The organism is Amycolatopsis sp. TRM77291, from assembly GCF_054166285.1.
The window spans coordinates 255,991-269,751 of sequence record NZ_JBSZHF010000001.1 but is presented as its reverse complement, the minus strand read 5'-3'; the positions used below and the strand labels follow the sequence as shown (position 1 = coordinate 269,751).

17 protein-coding genes are annotated in these 13,761 nt (G+C 70.7%); 9 read left to right on the top strand and 8 right to left on the bottom strand.

Annotation, left to right across the window (positions count from 1 at the left end; genetic code table 11):
- Positions 1–57: 57 nt before the first annotated feature.
- Genes ACXIZN_RS01220 through ACXIZN_RS01210 form a run of 3 tightly spaced genes read right to left on the bottom strand, consistent with a single transcriptional unit; the run spans position 58 to position 1,756 of the window.
- Positions 58–735 carry a uracil-DNA glycosylase gene (locus ACXIZN_RS01220; protein ID WP_192742789.1) on the bottom strand — a complete coding sequence of 226 codons (678 nt, stop codon included), beginning with the start codon at positions 733–735 and terminating at the stop codon, positions 58–60.
- A gap of 11 nt (positions 736–746) precedes the next feature.
- Positions 747–1,277: a gamma carbonic anhydrase family protein gene (locus ACXIZN_RS01215; protein ID WP_257485051.1), complete on the bottom strand. Its 531-nt coding sequence runs from the start codon at positions 1,275–1,277 to the stop codon at positions 747–749.
- An 8-nt stretch (positions 1,278–1,285) separates the two neighbouring features.
- Positions 1,286–1,756 (bottom strand): GNAT family N-acetyltransferase, encoded by a 471-nt coding sequence (locus tag ACXIZN_RS01210; RefSeq protein WP_192742791.1) that lies wholly within the window; start codon positions 1,754–1,756, stop codon positions 1,286–1,288.
- 52 nt (positions 1,757–1,808) lie between these two features.
- Between ACXIZN_RS01210 and ACXIZN_RS01205 the strand changes: the two genes are divergently transcribed.
- On the top strand, positions 1,809–2,552 hold the full coding sequence (locus tag ACXIZN_RS01205; RefSeq protein ID WP_457951998.1) for a GNAT family N-acetyltransferase: 744 nt from the start codon (positions 1,809–1,811) through the stop codon (positions 2,550–2,552).
- On the opposite strand, the gene ACXIZN_RS01200 is transcribed toward ACXIZN_RS01205, so the two are convergent.
- Positions 2,549–3,505 carry a thiamine-phosphate kinase gene (locus tag ACXIZN_RS01200; protein ID WP_457951996.1) on the bottom strand — a complete coding sequence of 319 codons (957 nt, stop codon included), beginning with the start codon at positions 3,503–3,505 and terminating at the stop codon, positions 2,549–2,551. The genes ACXIZN_RS01205 and ACXIZN_RS01200 overlap by 4 nt on opposite strands.
- 133 nt (positions 3,506–3,638) lie before the next feature.
- Here ACXIZN_RS01200 and ACXIZN_RS01195 point away from each other — a divergent pair, with 133 nt between their 5' ends.
- Both ACXIZN_RS01195 and ACXIZN_RS01190 read left to right on the top strand, forming a co-directional pair.
- Entirely contained in the window at positions 3,639–3,872 is a 234-nt protein-coding gene (locus ACXIZN_RS01195) for an Lrp/AsnC family transcriptional regulator (protein ID WP_007031456.1), read from the top strand.
- Positions 3,873–3,891: 19 nt separating this feature from the next.
- Positions 3,892–4,434 carry a DUF3515 domain-containing protein gene (locus ACXIZN_RS01190; RefSeq protein WP_457951995.1) on the top strand — a complete coding sequence of 181 codons (543 nt, stop codon included), beginning with the start codon at positions 3,892–3,894 and terminating at the stop codon, positions 4,432–4,434.
- On the opposite strand, the gene ACXIZN_RS01185 is transcribed toward ACXIZN_RS01190, so the two are convergent.
- Both ACXIZN_RS01185 and pdxR read right to left on the bottom strand, forming a co-directional pair.
- Positions 4,435–5,403, bottom strand: coding sequence for a zinc-binding dehydrogenase (locus ACXIZN_RS01185; protein ID WP_457951994.1), 969 nt, complete (start codon positions 5,401–5,403; stop codon positions 4,435–4,437).
- A 33-nt stretch (positions 5,404–5,436) separates the two neighbouring features.
- Entirely contained in the window at positions 5,437–6,795 is a 1,359-nt protein-coding gene (pdxR, locus tag ACXIZN_RS01180; RefSeq protein ID WP_457951993.1) for a MocR-like pyridoxine biosynthesis transcription factor PdxR, read from the bottom strand.
- Between the two features lie 90 nt (positions 6,796–6,885).
- Between pdxR and ACXIZN_RS01175 the strand changes: the two genes are divergently transcribed.
- Positions 6,886–7,539: a pyridoxamine 5'-phosphate oxidase family protein gene (locus ACXIZN_RS01175; protein WP_457951992.1), complete on the top strand. Its 654-nt coding sequence runs from the start codon at positions 6,886–6,888 to the stop codon at positions 7,537–7,539.
- A gap of 78 nt (positions 7,540–7,617) precedes the next feature.
- Here ACXIZN_RS01175 and ACXIZN_RS01170 read toward each other — a convergent pair whose 3' ends face one another.
- On the bottom strand, positions 7,618–9,051 hold the full coding sequence (locus tag ACXIZN_RS01170; protein WP_457951991.1) for a sensor histidine kinase: 1,434 nt from the start codon (positions 9,049–9,051) through the stop codon (positions 7,618–7,620).
- Positions 9,048–9,743, bottom strand: a complete 696-nt coding sequence (locus ACXIZN_RS01165) for a response regulator transcription factor (protein ID WP_126733630.1) — start codon at positions 9,741–9,743, stop codon at positions 9,048–9,050. The genes ACXIZN_RS01170 and ACXIZN_RS01165 overlap by 4 nt, the downstream gene beginning before the upstream one ends.
- A 145-nt stretch (positions 9,744–9,888) precedes the next feature.
- On the opposite strand from ACXIZN_RS01165, the gene ACXIZN_RS01160 reads away from it, so the two are divergent.
- From ACXIZN_RS01160 to ACXIZN_RS01140, 5 genes are read left to right on the top strand one after another with little or no spacing between them, the layout of a single operon-like run.
- Positions 9,889–11,226, top strand: a complete 1,338-nt coding sequence (locus ACXIZN_RS01160) for a ferredoxin reductase family protein (RefSeq protein WP_457960434.1) — start codon at positions 9,889–9,891, stop codon at positions 11,224–11,226.
- A gap of 17 nt (positions 11,227–11,243) precedes the next feature.
- Positions 11,244–11,654, top strand: coding sequence for an FMN-binding protein (locus tag ACXIZN_RS01155; RefSeq protein WP_457951990.1), 411 nt, complete (start codon positions 11,244–11,246; stop codon positions 11,652–11,654).
- A complete protein-coding gene (locus ACXIZN_RS01150) occupies positions 11,651–12,388 on the top strand; it encodes an FAD:protein FMN transferase (RefSeq protein ID WP_457951989.1) in 738 nt (245 codons plus the stop codon). The genes ACXIZN_RS01155 and ACXIZN_RS01150 overlap by 4 nt, the downstream gene beginning before the upstream one ends.
- Before the next feature lie 42 nt (positions 12,389–12,430).
- Positions 12,431–12,811 carry a VOC family protein gene (locus ACXIZN_RS01145; RefSeq protein WP_219149489.1) on the top strand — a complete coding sequence of 127 codons (381 nt, stop codon included), beginning with the start codon at positions 12,431–12,433 and terminating at the stop codon, positions 12,809–12,811.
- On the top strand, positions 12,808–13,632 hold the full coding sequence (locus ACXIZN_RS01140) for a class I SAM-dependent methyltransferase (protein ID WP_457951988.1): 825 nt from the start codon (positions 12,808–12,810) through the stop codon (positions 13,630–13,632). Before ACXIZN_RS01145 ends, ACXIZN_RS01140 begins: the two co-directional genes overlap by 4 nt.
- Positions 13,633–13,761: the final 129 nt, after the last annotated feature.

Sequence of the window (13,761 nt, the reverse complement as noted above, 5' to 3'; positions counted from 1 at the left end):
GCCCCCTTCCCTCGGCTGAGCCGAGGGAAGGGGGCCTTCACGCGCAACACAAGAGGATCAGGGGAGCTTCCAGTCCACGGGGCCGGCGCCCTGCTGCTCCAGCAGCTGGTTCGCCCGGCTGAAGGGCCGCGACCCGAAGAAGCCGGCGTGCGCCGAAAGCGGGCTCGGGTGCGCCGACTCGATGCACGGCACCTTCCCCAGCATCGGCTTCAGATTCCGCGCGTTGCGGCCCCACAGGATCGCCACCATCGGCTCGTCCCGGGCGGCGAGGGCCTTGATGGCCTGCTCGGTGACCGCTTCCCAGCCCTTGCCCTGGTGCGAGTTCGACTTCCCCGGCTGCACCGTCAGCGACCTGTTGAGCAGCAGGACCCCTTGGTCGGCCCACGGCGTCAGGTCCCCGTTCGACGGCAGCGGGTGCCCGAGGTCCTCGCAGTACTCCTTGTAGATGTTGATCAGGCTCTTCGGGATCGGCCGGACGTCCGGCGCCACCGAGAAGCTCAGCCCGACGGCGTGCCCGGGCGTCGGGTACGGGTCCTGGCCGACGATCAGCACCCGCACGTCGTGGAACGGCTGCTGGAACGCCCGCAGCACGTGTTCACCCGCCGGGAGATAGGTCCGGCCCGCGGCGATCTCCGCGCGGAGGAACTCCCCCATCGCGGCGACCTGCGGCGCCACCGGTTCGAGGGCCTTCGCCCAGCCTGCTTCGACGATGTCCTGCAGCGGTCGTGCGGTCACGGCGTGCGAGCTTACTCACGTCCGTCGAGCCGCCGGAGTTCGACCCGGAACCGTGCCGCGCGCTCGACATACCCGTCGACGACCAGCTTGATCTTGTCCGGCCCGAACGACGTGTTCGGCCGCGTCTTCGCCGGGACGCCGAGCGCGATGTGCCCACTGTCCACATAGGACCCGTAGGAGAGAACCGCGCCGGCGCCGACCATCCCGCCGTCCTCGACGACGGTTCCGTTCAGCACCACCGATCCCGACGCGATCAGGCAGCCCTCGCCGATCCGCGCGCCTTCGATGTGCACCGAATGCCCAACGGCGGAGGACTTCCCGATGATCGTCGGCTCCTTGCGGGTGCAGTGCAGGACGCAGCCGTCCTGGACGTTGGACCGCTCGCCGATCTCGATATACCCGTGGTCGCCGCGCAGCACGGTCTGCGGCCACACGGACGCGAACGCCGCGATCCGGACGTCACCGATCACCGTCGCGTCGGGGTGGACGTAGGCGTCCGGGTGGATCGACGGTTCGAGGTCGCCCAGTGCGTAGATCGGCATGCGTTCTCCTAGACCAGCGGCTTGCCGTAGCAGATGCTTTCCGGCTCGTCCTTGTAGTATCCGAAACCCGGGATCTCCCGGTATCCGGACGATTCGTACAGCGCGATGGCCTCCGGCTGCTTGTCGCCGGTCTCCAGCACCATGCGCAGCCGTCCGGCCTCGGCGGCCGTCCGTTCCAGATCGGCGAGGATCGCCCTCGCCAATCCGCGGCCTCGCGCCGAAGCCATCACGAACACCCGTTTCATCTCGGCGTCGCCCGGCAACAGGGGTTCCGGCCCGTCGTGCGCCCGCCAGGCACCGCAAGCGACCGGGACGTCGTCGAGGTAGGCGGCGATGAACAGCCCCCTCGGCGGGGCGAACTGCGCCGCGTCCATCGGTGTCTCGTCTTCGCTGCCGTACCGGGCGGCCAGTTCGAGCTGCGCTTCGGCCAGCAGTTTCACCGCGTCGGGGTGGTCGTAGGCCAGCACACGAAGGTCCATGAGCGCGAGATTAGCGAGAAGACTCGCCATCCCCCAAAGTAGATTCGCGCTCATGCCGATCGAAGCGTCCGTCACCGGCCTCGCCGAGGCTCCCCCGCGCCAGGCACGCAATTCCGCCGCGTTCTGGGCGGCGACCGGCCGTTCCCGCGGCCACGAGGTGATCCGCCGCCGCGGCTTTCTCGCCGTCGCCGGCGGACGCGCGGGGCTGCGTGTCCTGATCCAGGAGCCCGGCCTCACCGCGGGTGAACTGGCGGAAATCACCGAGCTCGCCGCACGGGCGACGGGGCCCGTGGAGGCCGAGGATCCCTTCAGCGTCACCGATCTGAACCATCTCGGGGACATGCGGAGCTGGCGGATGCCGGTCATGCTGCGCCCGCCCTCCCCGGTCGCCGGACCCACGATGGAAGTGATCCGGGTACGCGAGGAGACCGACCTCCTGGCGGCCGAACGCGTGGTGATCGAAGCCTTCGAACTAGCGCGTTTCCGGCCGGGTGAGATGTTCCCCACGACCATCCTCGACCAGCCGGGCGTCGAGGTGTTCATCGCGCGGCTCGACGGCGAAGTCGCCGGGGCGTGCGTCACCGTCGTCGACAACGGCTTCGGCAGCCACTACTGGGTCGGCACGCCGGACGCCTTCCGCTCGCGCGGCGTGGGACGAGCGGTGATGCTCGGCTCCCTCGCCCCGCTGGCGGGGCTGCCGGTCACCCTCACCGCGTCCCGGTTGGGCAGGCCGCTGTACGAATCGCTCGGCTTCACCGCCGCCGCGGAATCGACCTGGTGGGCCTCACGCTCCTAGCGCCAGTGCTGCCAGCCGCTGTCGTGCCCGTACCGCTTCCCGTCCACCGTCACCCCCGAATCCGGCATGGTGACGACGCCGATCTCGGTCCAGCCCTCCGGCAGGTCGGCGAAGGCCGGGAAGGTGGCCGCGAACGCGTGGTCCTCGCCACCGGTGAGCACCCATTTCAGCGGGTCGGCGCCGAGCGCGGTGCCGACCTCGGTCAGCCTGCTCGACACGTCGAGGTCCGCCGTCCGCACGTCGATCCCGACGCCGGAGGCCTCGGCGATATGGCCGAGGTCCGACAGGAGCCCGTCGGACACGTCGATCATCGACGTCGCGCCGCCGTCGGCCGCGCGGATACCCGCCTCGTAGTCCGGCTCCGGGCAGCGCTGCGCGTTGACCACGCTGACCGGCGAGCGGAATCCCCGCCCGAGCACGGCGAGCCCGGCGGCCGCCCAGCCGAGCCGCCCGCAGACCGCGACGACGTCGCCGGGGCGCGCGCCGGACCGGGTCACCGGTTCCCGGCCGCCGAGGTCGCCGAGGGCGGTGACACTGATCACGATCTGGTCGGCGCGCACCATGTCGCCGCCGACGATCCCGATCCCCGCGCGGTCGGCTTCGAGCCACATGCCCTGGGTGAGTTCGGTGACGAGTGACGTCGGCGTGTCCGACGGGCACGCGAATCCCATGAGGACGGACGTCGGGCGCGCGCCCATGGCGGCGATGTCGGTGAGGTTCACCGCGACCGCCTTGCGCCCCACCTGCTCGGCGCTGGACCAGTCGAGCCGGAAATGGACGCCCTGCACGAGGACGTCGGTGGTGGCCACCGTCCGGCCGTCCGGGGTGGCCACGACGGCCGCGTCGTCCCCCGGTCCGAGCAGTGTCGTCTCCGGCTGTTTCCAGCCGGCGGTCACCGCCTCGATCAACCGGAATTCACCGGTCCCGGCGACCGTGCCGTCGTTCGGTGACACCCGTCACCTCCACTTTCCCTTGTCCGGACAAATATCGATCACCGATAGTCGGAAGCCCTAGGTTTTTCCCGGGGCTGGCGATACGTTGCTACAACGTTCCTACCTTGAGCCGACTTTTACGAAGGGGCGCGCCGTGGTCCACGCATACATCCTCATCCAGACCGAGGTCGGCAAAGCGGCCGCGGTCGCCGCGGAGATCTCCACCATCCCCGGTGTCACCAGTTCGGAGGATGTCACCGGCCCGTACGACGTCATCGTCAAGGCCGCGGCCGACACCGTCGACCAGCTGGGCCAGCTCGTGGTCGCCAAGGTGCAGAACGTGGAGGGCATCACGCGGACGCTGACCTGCCCGGTCGTCCACCTGTGACGAGTGGTGTAGTTGTCCGGTGGCTGACACGGACACCGGCGCACCGCCGAAACCCCTGCTGATCGCGGCCGCCTGCCTGGCGATCCTGCTCGTCGCGGGCGTGGCCGTCTTCGGGCTGACCCGCGGCGCGGAATCCGACGCCCCGGCGGCCGACGGTCCGCTCCCGCTCGTCCCGGTCCCGGCACCGCAGTCGGGATCACCCGAATGCGCGAAACTCGTCGGCGCCCTCCCGCACGAGCTCACGTCGTCCGGGAACACGCTGGTCCGGCGCAAGCTGGCCGATCCCGCCCCCGAGGCGACGATCGGCTGGGGCACCGGCGACCCGGTGGTCCTGCGGTGCGGGCTCGGCAAGCCGCCGGAGCTGACCCCGACCTCGCAGCTGCGGACGATCAACGGCGTCCAGTGGCTGCAGGTCGAGGGCGAGGGCACCGCAACGTGGTTCGTGGTGGACCGCCCCGTCTACACGGCGCTCACCGTGCCGGTCACCGCGGGGACCGGGCCGCTCCAGACCGTTTCCGAGGTCATCGCCGCCAATCTCCCCGCGGTGCCGCTGCGCTTCTGATCAAGGCAGCAGAAGACTCTTGCCGGTGTACCGCCGCGCCTCGATGTCCGAGTGCGCGGCGGCCGCCTCCGCCAGCGGGTACGTCCGGCCGATGACCGGCGTCAGCTTCCCGTCGGCCGCCTGCCGCAGCACTTCCCGCACCCGGCGCGGGTTGTCGGGCCAGAACCCGACCAGCTGCGCCATGTCCACGACGGACAGCCGGGCACGGTCGGCGTCGCCGATCACGGTCTCCGCGCCGCTGGACATGCCGTAGCCGGAGAAGCGGCCGCCGTTCCTCAGCAACGCGAGCGAGGCCGCGCCGAGTTCGCCGCCGACGCCGTCGAAGACCACGTCCAGCCGGTGGCCGCCGGTGAGGGCGAGGACCTCGCCCGTCCAGTCCGCCGCCGAGTAGTCGACCGGCTCGGCCCCCAGTTTCCGCGCGATCGCCGCCTTTTCGGCACCGCGGACCGCCGCGAAGACGGTCGCACCCGCCGCGCGGGCGAGCTGCACCAGCACACTGCCGAGGCCACCGACGCCAGGTGCCACCAGGATCCGCTCCCCCGGGGTGACCGGGGTCTTCTCCAGCAGCGCCAGCGCGGTACTGCCGTCGTCGAACAGGGCCACCGCGTGCAGGGGATCCAGCCCGTCGGGAATCACGAACGTGTCATCCGGCAGCGCGACGACCGTGTCCGCGTATCCCCCGCCGTACCCACCGGGTGCGTGGGTGAGGACGTGGCGGCCCAGCCAGGCCGCGTCGACACCGGCACCCACCGCGTCGACGGTGCCCGCCACCGACCCGCCCGGCACGTACGGCGGCTCGACCGCGAACACGTCGGGACCGTCACCTCGCCGGATGAGGGCGTCGAGCCAGCCGACCCCGGCCGCCGTCACCGCGACGCGGAGTTCACCCTCCGCCGGTTCAGGGGTGGGCACTTCGACCTGCTCCAGGACGCCGGGATCGCCGAACCGGGACACTCTGATCTCACGCATGAGCGCAAGCTATGACCTCCAGTTCGCTGGAGGTCAAGCGAGCACGGCGATCAGCGGTTTGAGCGCGGAATGCAGCGCCTCGCGCGAACAGCCCGCGTAGCCGATGAGGTTCCCGAACACCGTCGGCGTCCCGGCGAAATGCCGCGCCAGCCCGTCGAGCCGGATCCCGGCGCGTTCCGCCGCCGCCATCCGCGCCGCCTCGTCGGCCGCCGAGCCGCACGGGACGACCAGATGCGCGCCCGCGTCGTCACCGAGCACCGGGATCCCCGCCGACGTCAGCGCGGCCGAAACCAGTGACCGGCGCTCCGACAGTTCCCGCCGGAGTTTGCGCAGGTGCCGGCCCAGATCGCCGTGCCGCGCCAGTTCGGCGAGCACCCGTTGCCCGGCGGGCGAAGGGCGGGTCCCGGTCGCTTCGCGGTACTCCAGCACCGCGGCCGCGACCTGCGACGGCGCGACCATCCAGCCCGCGCCCAGGGCAGGCGTGAGGATCTTGCTCGTGGTCCCCAGATGCGCGACGACGTCGGGCGCGAGCGCGGCCAGCAACGGCAGCGGCGCGACGTCGAACCGCAGCTCACCGTCGTAGTCATCCTCGATCACCAGCATGCCGTTGGCGCGCGCGAGTTCGACCAGGTCGACGCGGCGGGAAGCGCTCATCCGGCTGCCGAGCGGATACTGGTGCGCGGGCGAGCAGTACACCGCGCGGACGTCCGCGGGAACGGCGTCCGGGCGCAGGCCCTCCTCGTCGACCGGGACGGGCACGACCTCCATCCCCGCCCGCCGGAACGCCTGCACCGCGCGCTGATAACCCGGCTCCTCGATCGCGACCCGGTCACCGCGTGAGAGCATCGCGCCCGCGAGCTCGATCACCGCGGCCGTCGTCCCGCCGGTCGCGAGCACCGTTCCGGCGGCGAGGCCGCGGTGGCGCAGCAGATGCTCGGACACCGCGTCCCGGTACGCGGGCAAACCGGCCCTGTCCTCGCGATAGGTCGGGCGCGGGTCGGCGGCGGCCCGCCACGCGCGACGCCAGGCGGCCTTCTCGATACCGTCGGCCCACGGGACGCCCGGCGTGAGGTCGACCAGCGTGGGCGGCTTGGCGGGGATGCCCGGAGCAGGCCCTTTCGACGGCCGGTCCGCGGGCGGCGTGGTGGTGACATACGTGCCGGAGCCGTGGCGGCCGGCGATCCAGCCCTCCGCGTGAAGCTGCTCGTACGCCGCCGACGTCACCGTGCGGCTGACGCCGAGACGGCTCGCGAGCGCCCTGGTCGAGGGCAACCTGTCGCCGCCGCGCAGATGTCCGTCGCCCGCGGCCGCGCGCAACGCGTCGGCCAGCTGGACCGCGAGCGGGACGAGCGAATCGCGGTCGAGACTGACCGGCAGAGCGGTGTCGGACATGGTGTACTCCGCGCTTACGGGAAGTGGCCTTCTCAAGTATAGGAGAATTGGACATTATTACAGGCCACTCTCGTGGGTGAGACTGCTCGCATGTCGACCCCGCTCTCTCCCACCGACCGGACCACCCTCGGCCGCAAGAAGAACCGCGCCCTCACCGACCGCTCGGCGCTGTACTCGGTGCTCGACGAAGGCCTGGTCTGCCACCTCGGTGTCGTGCGCGACGGCGTCCCCCTGGTCATCCCGACCGGCTACGGACGCGACGGCGACACGCTCTACCTGCACGGATCGACCGGCGCGAGGAGTATGCGCGACTCCGACGGCGTCGAGGTCTGCGTCACGGTGACCCTGCTCGACGGCATCGTCTACGCGCGCTCGGTCAACAACCACTCGATGAACTACCGCAGCGCGGTGATCCTGGGCAGGGCGGCCGCCGTCACCGATCGGGAACGCAAGATGCACGGCCTCCGCGTGCTGACCGACCACCTCGCGCCCGGTTCGTGGGAGCACGCGAGGGACGTCAACGCGAAGGAGTTCGCGTCCGTTTCGGTGCTGGAGCTGGACCTCACCGAGGCTTCGGTGAAGATGCGCGGCGAGGGACCCGACGATCCCGAGGACGAGGTCGCGGCCGATCTCTCATGGGCGGGGGTGCTGCCGGTGCGGACCGTGTTCGGGGAGCCGGAGCCGTCGGCCGATCTCGTCAGTGAGTGGACGGTGCCGGACCACGTGAAGCGGCGGGTCGGGTAGTGCTCGCGGATGTCATGAAAGGGCCGTTCAGGACGAAAAGTGTCCTGAACGGCCCTTTCATGACACTCGGGAAGGAACTCAGCGGTGGCGCGGCAGCCGCACGGTGAACGTCGTCGCCCCCGGCACACTCTCGACCTCGATCGTCCCGCCGTGCGCCGAAACCAGCGACAGCACCACCGAAAGCCCGAGCCCGGTCCCGCCGTTGCCGCGCGTGCGGGCGGTGTCCACCCGGTAGAACCGGTCGAAGATCCGCTCCCGCGCCTCCGGCGGGATCCCGGGCCCGGCGTCGCTCACCCGCAGGACGACCTCCGAGCCCGAAGCCGTGGCCGACAACGTGACCGGCGTCCCCGGCGGCGTGTGCACCGCGGCGTTGGCGAGCAGATTGTCCAGCACCTGCCGCAGCCGCACCGGATCCGCTTGCAGGACAACACCTTCCGGGAGCGCGCCGACGCTCAGCGGATGCTCCGGGCGGCCGGCGGCGAAGGCCTCCCCCGCGTCGGTGATCAGCTCGGCGACGTCGACGCCGACCAGCCGCAGCGGTGCCTCGGTCTCCGGCGCGTCGAGACGCGCGAGGAGCAGGAGATCGTCGACGAGCACGCTCATCCGCTGCGTCTCTTCCCGGATCTTCGACAGATGCGCCTCGCGTTCGGCGGGTTCGTTCGCCGCGGCGTAGCGGAAAAGCTCGGCGTAGCCCCGGATCGACGTCAGCGGCGTGCGCAGTTCGTGGGAGGCGTCGGCGATGAACCGCCGCAGCCGTTCGTTCGCCTCCCTGCGCGCGACCAGCGAGGAATCGAGGTGCGCCAGCATCACGTTGAACGCCGTCCGCAGCTCCTCGACCTCGGCACCGCCGCCGCTCGCCTGCGCGCGCACCGGGAGATCGGCGTTCGTGGTGAGGTCGTGCGAAGCGATGTCGTGCGCCGTCCCGGCCATGTCGCTCAGCGGGCGCAGCCCGCGCCGCAGCACCAGCCGCCCCACTATCACCAGCACCGCCAACGCCAGCAGGAACGCGACGACCTCGACCATGATCAGCTGGCTGACCGTCCGGTCCAGATCGGCCTGCGGCGCGGCGCTGACCAGCACGATGTTCTGCGCCGGTTCGATCGGGCAGGCCCGGACCCGGTAGGTGCCCTTGTCCTCGATGTAGACGGTGCGCAGGACCTCCGTCCGCGTCGCGTCCTCGGCGACCTTCGCCAAGGCCTTCGTGTCCGGCGGCAGGGAACCGCCCGCCTGCGGCTGCGCGTCGCCGTCCCGCACCGCGAAAACCGCCGAGAACCAGCCGTACGCCTGCTGCGGCTTCCCGCCGTGCGTGGTGCGCAGCGACGGCACCTGGCTGATCTGGGTCTTGGCGAGCTGCTCGTCGAGCCGGTCGTTCAGGTAGCCCTTCATGATGCCGACCATCACGGTCCCGACGACGGCGAACACGACCAGCGCCAGCGCGCCGAGCCCGAGCGCCAGCCGGGTGCCGAGCCTCGACCGGCGCCAGGCGCCGAACCACCGGCGCAGCATTTTCATCTCGCCGCCTGCCGGACGACATAACCGACACCGCGCACGGTGTGGATCAGCGGTTCGCCGCCCGTGTCGAGTTTGCGGCGCAGATGCGAGATGACGAGTTCGACCACATTGGACCGGCCGCCGAAGTCGTATTCCCAGACGTGGTCGAGGATCTGCGCCTTGGTCAGCACCGAAGGCGAACGCCGCATGAGGTAGCGCAGCAGTTCGTACTCGGTCGGGGTCAGCTCGGCAGGCACGCCGGCGCGCGCGACCTCGCGGGTGTCCTCGTTCAGGGTCAGGTCACCGACCCGCAGCACCGCCGCCTTGGCCTGGTTGGTGCTCCGCCGCAGAACGGCGCGCAGCCGGGCCATCAGTTCCTCGACGGAGAACGGCTTCACGAGGTAGTCGTCACCGCCGCGGGTGAGCCCGGCGACCCGGTCCGCGGTCGCGTCCTTCGCGGTCAGGAAGACCACGGGCACCGCCGTCCCGGACTCGCGGAGCTTGTCCAGCACGGTGAACCCGTCGATCCCGGGCAGCATCAGGTCGAGCACGACGATGTCGGGCCCGAATTCGGCGGCCTTGGCCAGCGCGGCCTCCCCCGATCCGGCGGTGACGGCCTGCCAGCCCTCGTAGCGGGCGACGGTGGCCACCAGGTCGGCGATATGCGGCTCGTCGTCCACCACCAGCAGGCGGACGGGGTTCTCGGTGTTCACAACGCCATCCTCCGTGAACGCGCGCGCGAGGGCGAGGCGGGAGCGCACACGACAGGAAGCCGACAGCTTCCGCCAAGAAAGGTCACAGGTTGGCACAGCAGGCTCCGTACTTGAACCGGACCGGAAGGAACCACGTGTGACCACCATGACGCAGACCGCCGCGAGACCGCGCCCGGCGATCCGTCCCAGGATCGCCGCGCGCGCCGGGCTCTTCCTCTTCCTCGGCGCCAACGTGGCCGCCGTGACCATGCTCTTCTTCGCCGCCGGGCCGTCGGACAACGTGCTCATCAGCATCGGCAGGCTCGCCGGGCTGTACGGGGCGCTGGCGATGGCGTTCCAGCTGCTGCTGGTCGCCAGGCTGCCGTGGTTCGACCGCCGCCTCGGCATGGACCGGCTCACCGGCTGGCACCGCTGGACCGGGTTCACCCTCCTGTGGACACTGCTCGCCCACTTCGTGTTCATCGTCTGCGGCTACGCGCAGGTCGAGGACACCGGCGTGGCCGATGAGTTCGTCACGATGGTGACCAAACTGGAGGGGATCCTGCGCGCGGTCGTCGCGTTCGCGCTGATCCTGCTCGTCGGCGCCGTTTCCGCCCGGTTCGCCCGGCGCCGTCTGGCGTACGAGACCTGGCATTTCCTCCACCTCTACACCTATGCCGCGGTCGTGCTGGCGTTCAGCCATCAGATCGCGCTGGGCGGATCGTTCGCGTCGTCGCCGGGGGCGCAGGTCTACTGGTGGGCGGTATGGGGTGTCGCTCTCGGCTCGGTCGTCGCCGGCCGGGTGGTGCTGCCGCTGGCGCGTAATCTGCGTCACCGGTTGAAGGTCGTCGCCGTCGTCCCCGAATCCCGCGACGTCGTCTCGGTGTACATCTCCGGGAAGCATCTCGACAAGATGCCCGCGCGGGCAGGCCAGTTCTTCCTGTGGCGCTTCATGACCCGGGATCGCTGGTGGCAGGCGAACCCGTTCTCGCTGTCGGCCGCGCCGGACGGCCGCACCCTGCGCCTGACCGCGAAGGCCGCCGGTGACGGCAGCGCGTCCCTGCGGTCGCTGAAGGTCGGCACCCGGGTGTTCGCCGAAGGCCCGTACGGCGCGTTCACCACGATGCACCAACGGAAACCCGACGCGTTGCTCGTCGCGGGCGGTGTCGGGATCACCCCGATCCGCGCGCTGCTGGAGGAAATCTCCGGACACGTCGTGGTGCTCTACCGCGTCCGCGACCAGCGCGACGCCGTCCTCCTGCCCGAGCTGATCGGGCTGGCGCGGGCGCGCGGCGCGGTCGTCCGGGTCCTCAGTGGACCGTCCGATCAGGCCGGTCCGGTCCTCGGCGCGCCCAACCTGCGACGGATGGTGCCGGACATCACGGACCGGGACGTCTTCGTCTGCGGTCCGCCGGGGATGACGTCGGCGACGCTGCGCAGCCTGCGGGAGCTGCGGGTGCCGTCCCAGCAGGTCCACGCCGAACGCTTCAGCCTCGCCGCCTGAGTCAAGGAGTCCCGATCATGAAGAAGACCATCGTCGCCGCCACGGTCGCCCTTTCGGCCGCCGGTTTCCTCGGTGTCTGGCTGTACGAACCGGGTCCGCTCGGCTCGGAAACCGTCGCGGTCGCCGCGCCGAGCACGTCCATTTCGGACGGTGGAGCGTCCGAAGGAGCCGAACGTACCGTCGACGGTTCGGTGGAGAGCAACAGGTACGGCACCGTCCAGGTGCGGCTGGTCATCTCGGCCGAGGACAGGATCTCCGAAGTCCGCCTGCTGCAACGGCCGACGAGCGGCCGCGGGGTCGAGGCGATCCCGGTCCTGCAGGCGGAGACGCTGACCGCGCAGAGCGCCGACATCGACACCGTCTCCGGGGCCACGTCGACGAGCGAGTCGTACGTCAAATCCCTGCAGGCGGCGCTGGACGCCAGATGAACCGCGTCGAGCAGGTGATGGGGCTGCCGGTTTCGGTCGACGTCCGGGCGGACGGCGAACTCGCCGAGCACGCGATCGACGGCGTTTTCGGCTGGCTGCGGGAGGTCGACGCGCGGTTCAGCCCGTTCCAGGCGGGCAGCGAGGTCTGCCGCTACGACCGCGGCGAACTCACGCCGTCGGAGCTGAGCGACGACCTCCTGGAGATCCTCTCGCTGTGCGATCACTACGAACGGTTGTCCGGCGGGGCGTTCACCGCCCGTCTCCCCGGCCGGCGGCTCGATCCGAACGCGGTGGTGAAGGGCTGGGCGGTGCAGCGGGCGGCGGCGTTGTTGCTGGCCGAGGGCCTGGACGTCTTCTGTGTCAACGCCGGCGGGGACGTGGTCACCTCCGGCGAGCCGGAACCCGGCCGCGCCTGGCGGGTCGGCATCCGGCATCCCGAGCGCCCCGGCGCGATCTGCGCCGTGGTCGAATCGTCCGGCGGTGCCGTCGCGACTTCGGCGGAATACGAACGCGGCGCGCACATCCTGGACGGACGGACCGGGCGCCCGCCCACCGGGCTGCTGAGCGTCACCGTGGCCGCCGGCGACCTCGTCACGGCGGATTCCCTGGCCACGGCCGCTTTCGCGATGGGGACCGAGGGAATCGCCTGGGTCGCCTCGCAACCGGGCTGCCAGGTGCTGGTCATCGACGCGGAACGGCAGGTGCACCGGTCGCCTGGACTGCGGCTCGCTTAAACCGTTGGCCGGGCTTCACGAGCTCAGGCAGACTGCGGCGTCATGACCTCTGTCGTACAGAACTTCTTCTTCGACTGCGCCGACGCCTACGAACTGGGCCGGTTCTGGAGCGGCGTCGTCGGCAAGCCGATGGCCGACGACGACGTGCCGGGTGATCCCGAAGCGATCATCGAGATGGACAACGGAGTCACGCTGTTCTTCGGGCAGGTCCCCGAACCGAAGACGGTGAAGAACCGGATCCATCTCTGTCTCACGCCGGACATCCCGCGCGACGAGGAGGTGGAGCGCCTGCTGAAACTCGGCGCGACCCTCCTGCACGACCGGCGCAACCCGGACGGCACCGGCTGGGCGGTCCTCGCCGACCCCGAGGGCAACGAATTCTGCGTGCTGCGCAGCGCCGCCGAGAAGGCCGCCACCGCATGACGGACTACCTGACCGTCAACCGGGCGAACTGGGACGAACGCGCTCCGGCGCACGCCGCTTCGGCGGACTACGGCTACAAGAAGTTCGTCGCTGACCCAGCGCACCTCAGCGGTGTAGTCACCTTCGACCGGCCGCTGCTCGGCGACGTCTCCGGCGCCCGGGGAGTGCACCTGCAGTGCCATATCGGCACGGACACACTTTCGCTGTCGCGCCTCGGCGCACGGATGACCGGCCTCGACTTTTCCGCGCCCGCGCTGGAGATCGCGCGAGGGCTGGCCGCCGAGACCGGCGCGGAGATCGACTACCACGAGTCCGATGTGTACAGTGCCGCCGACGTGCTGGGCGCGGGGGAATTCGACCTCGTCTACACGGGGATCGGCGCGATCTGCTGGCTGCCGGACATCGCCCGCTGGGGACAGGTCGTCGGGAAGTTGCTGAAGCCGGGCGGACGGCTGTTCATCCGCGACATGCACCCGATGCTGGGCACCCTCGACGAGACGCAGCCGCTCATCACGCCGCGCTACCCGTACTTCGAGCAGGCCGAACCGCTGGTGTTCGACGAACCGGGGACCTATGTGGACACCGACGTTTCGTTCCAGCACAACCGGACGCACGAGTGGAACCACGGGCTGGGCGAGATCGTCACTTCGCTGCTCGACGCCGGGCTCACGCTGACGCGGCTGGTGGAGCACGACAGCGTGCCGTGGAACGCGCTGCCCGGGTTCATGACCCTGAACGAGGCGACCGAGGAATGGCGGCTGACGGAGGACCCGCGGCGGCTGGCGGCGAGTTTCACCATCGAGGCCGTGAAGCAGGCCTGAGCGCCGGGCGCACGCGCTCCGGTCCGGCCTGGGGTTCTGGCGAGCACGTCGCGAAAGCCACTTTCGGGACACCAGACGTCTCGAAAGTGGCTTTCGCGACATGTACTTCAAGCGGCGAGCAAAGGGCGG

Coding starts and splice junctions, on each gene's coding strand:
- ACXIZN_RS01155 (WP_457951990.1), top strand. CDS start 11,244: ATGAAGAAGACCATCGTCGCCGCCACGGTCGCCCTTTCGGCCGCCGGT.
- ACXIZN_RS01185 (WP_457951994.1), bottom strand. CDS start 5,403: ATGCGTGAGATCAGAGTGTCCCGGTTCGGCGATCCCGGCGTCCTGGAG.
- ACXIZN_RS01210 (WP_192742791.1), bottom strand. CDS start 1,756: ATGGACCTTCGTGTGCTGGCCTACGACCACCCCGACGCGGTGAAACTG.
- pdxR (WP_457951993.1), bottom strand. CDS start 6,795: ATGTCCGACACCGCTCTGCCGGTCAGTCTCGACCGCGATTCGCTCGTC.
- ACXIZN_RS01205 (WP_457951998.1), top strand. CDS start 1,809: ATGCCGATCGAAGCGTCCGTCACCGGCCTCGCCGAGGCTCCCCCGCGC.
- ACXIZN_RS01215 (WP_257485051.1), bottom strand. CDS start 1,277: ATGCCGATCTACGCACTGGGCGACCTCGAACCGTCGATCCACCCGGAC.
- ACXIZN_RS01175 (WP_457951992.1), top strand. CDS start 6,886: ATGTCGACCCCGCTCTCTCCCACCGACCGGACCACCCTCGGCCGCAAG.
- ACXIZN_RS01160 (WP_457960434.1), top strand. CDS start 9,889: ATGACGCAGACCGCCGCGAGACCGCGCCCGGCGATCCGTCCCAGGATC.
- ACXIZN_RS01145 (WP_219149489.1), top strand. CDS start 12,431: ATGACCTCTGTCGTACAGAACTTCTTCTTCGACTGCGCCGACGCCTAC.
- ACXIZN_RS01170 (WP_457951991.1), bottom strand. CDS start 9,051: ATGAAAATGCTGCGCCGGTGGTTCGGCGCCTGGCGCCGGTCGAGGCTC.
- ACXIZN_RS01150 (WP_457951989.1), top strand. CDS start 11,651: ATGAACCGCGTCGAGCAGGTGATGGGGCTGCCGGTTTCGGTCGACGTC.
- ACXIZN_RS01140 (WP_457951988.1), top strand. CDS start 12,808: ATGACGGACTACCTGACCGTCAACCGGGCGAACTGGGACGAACGCGCT.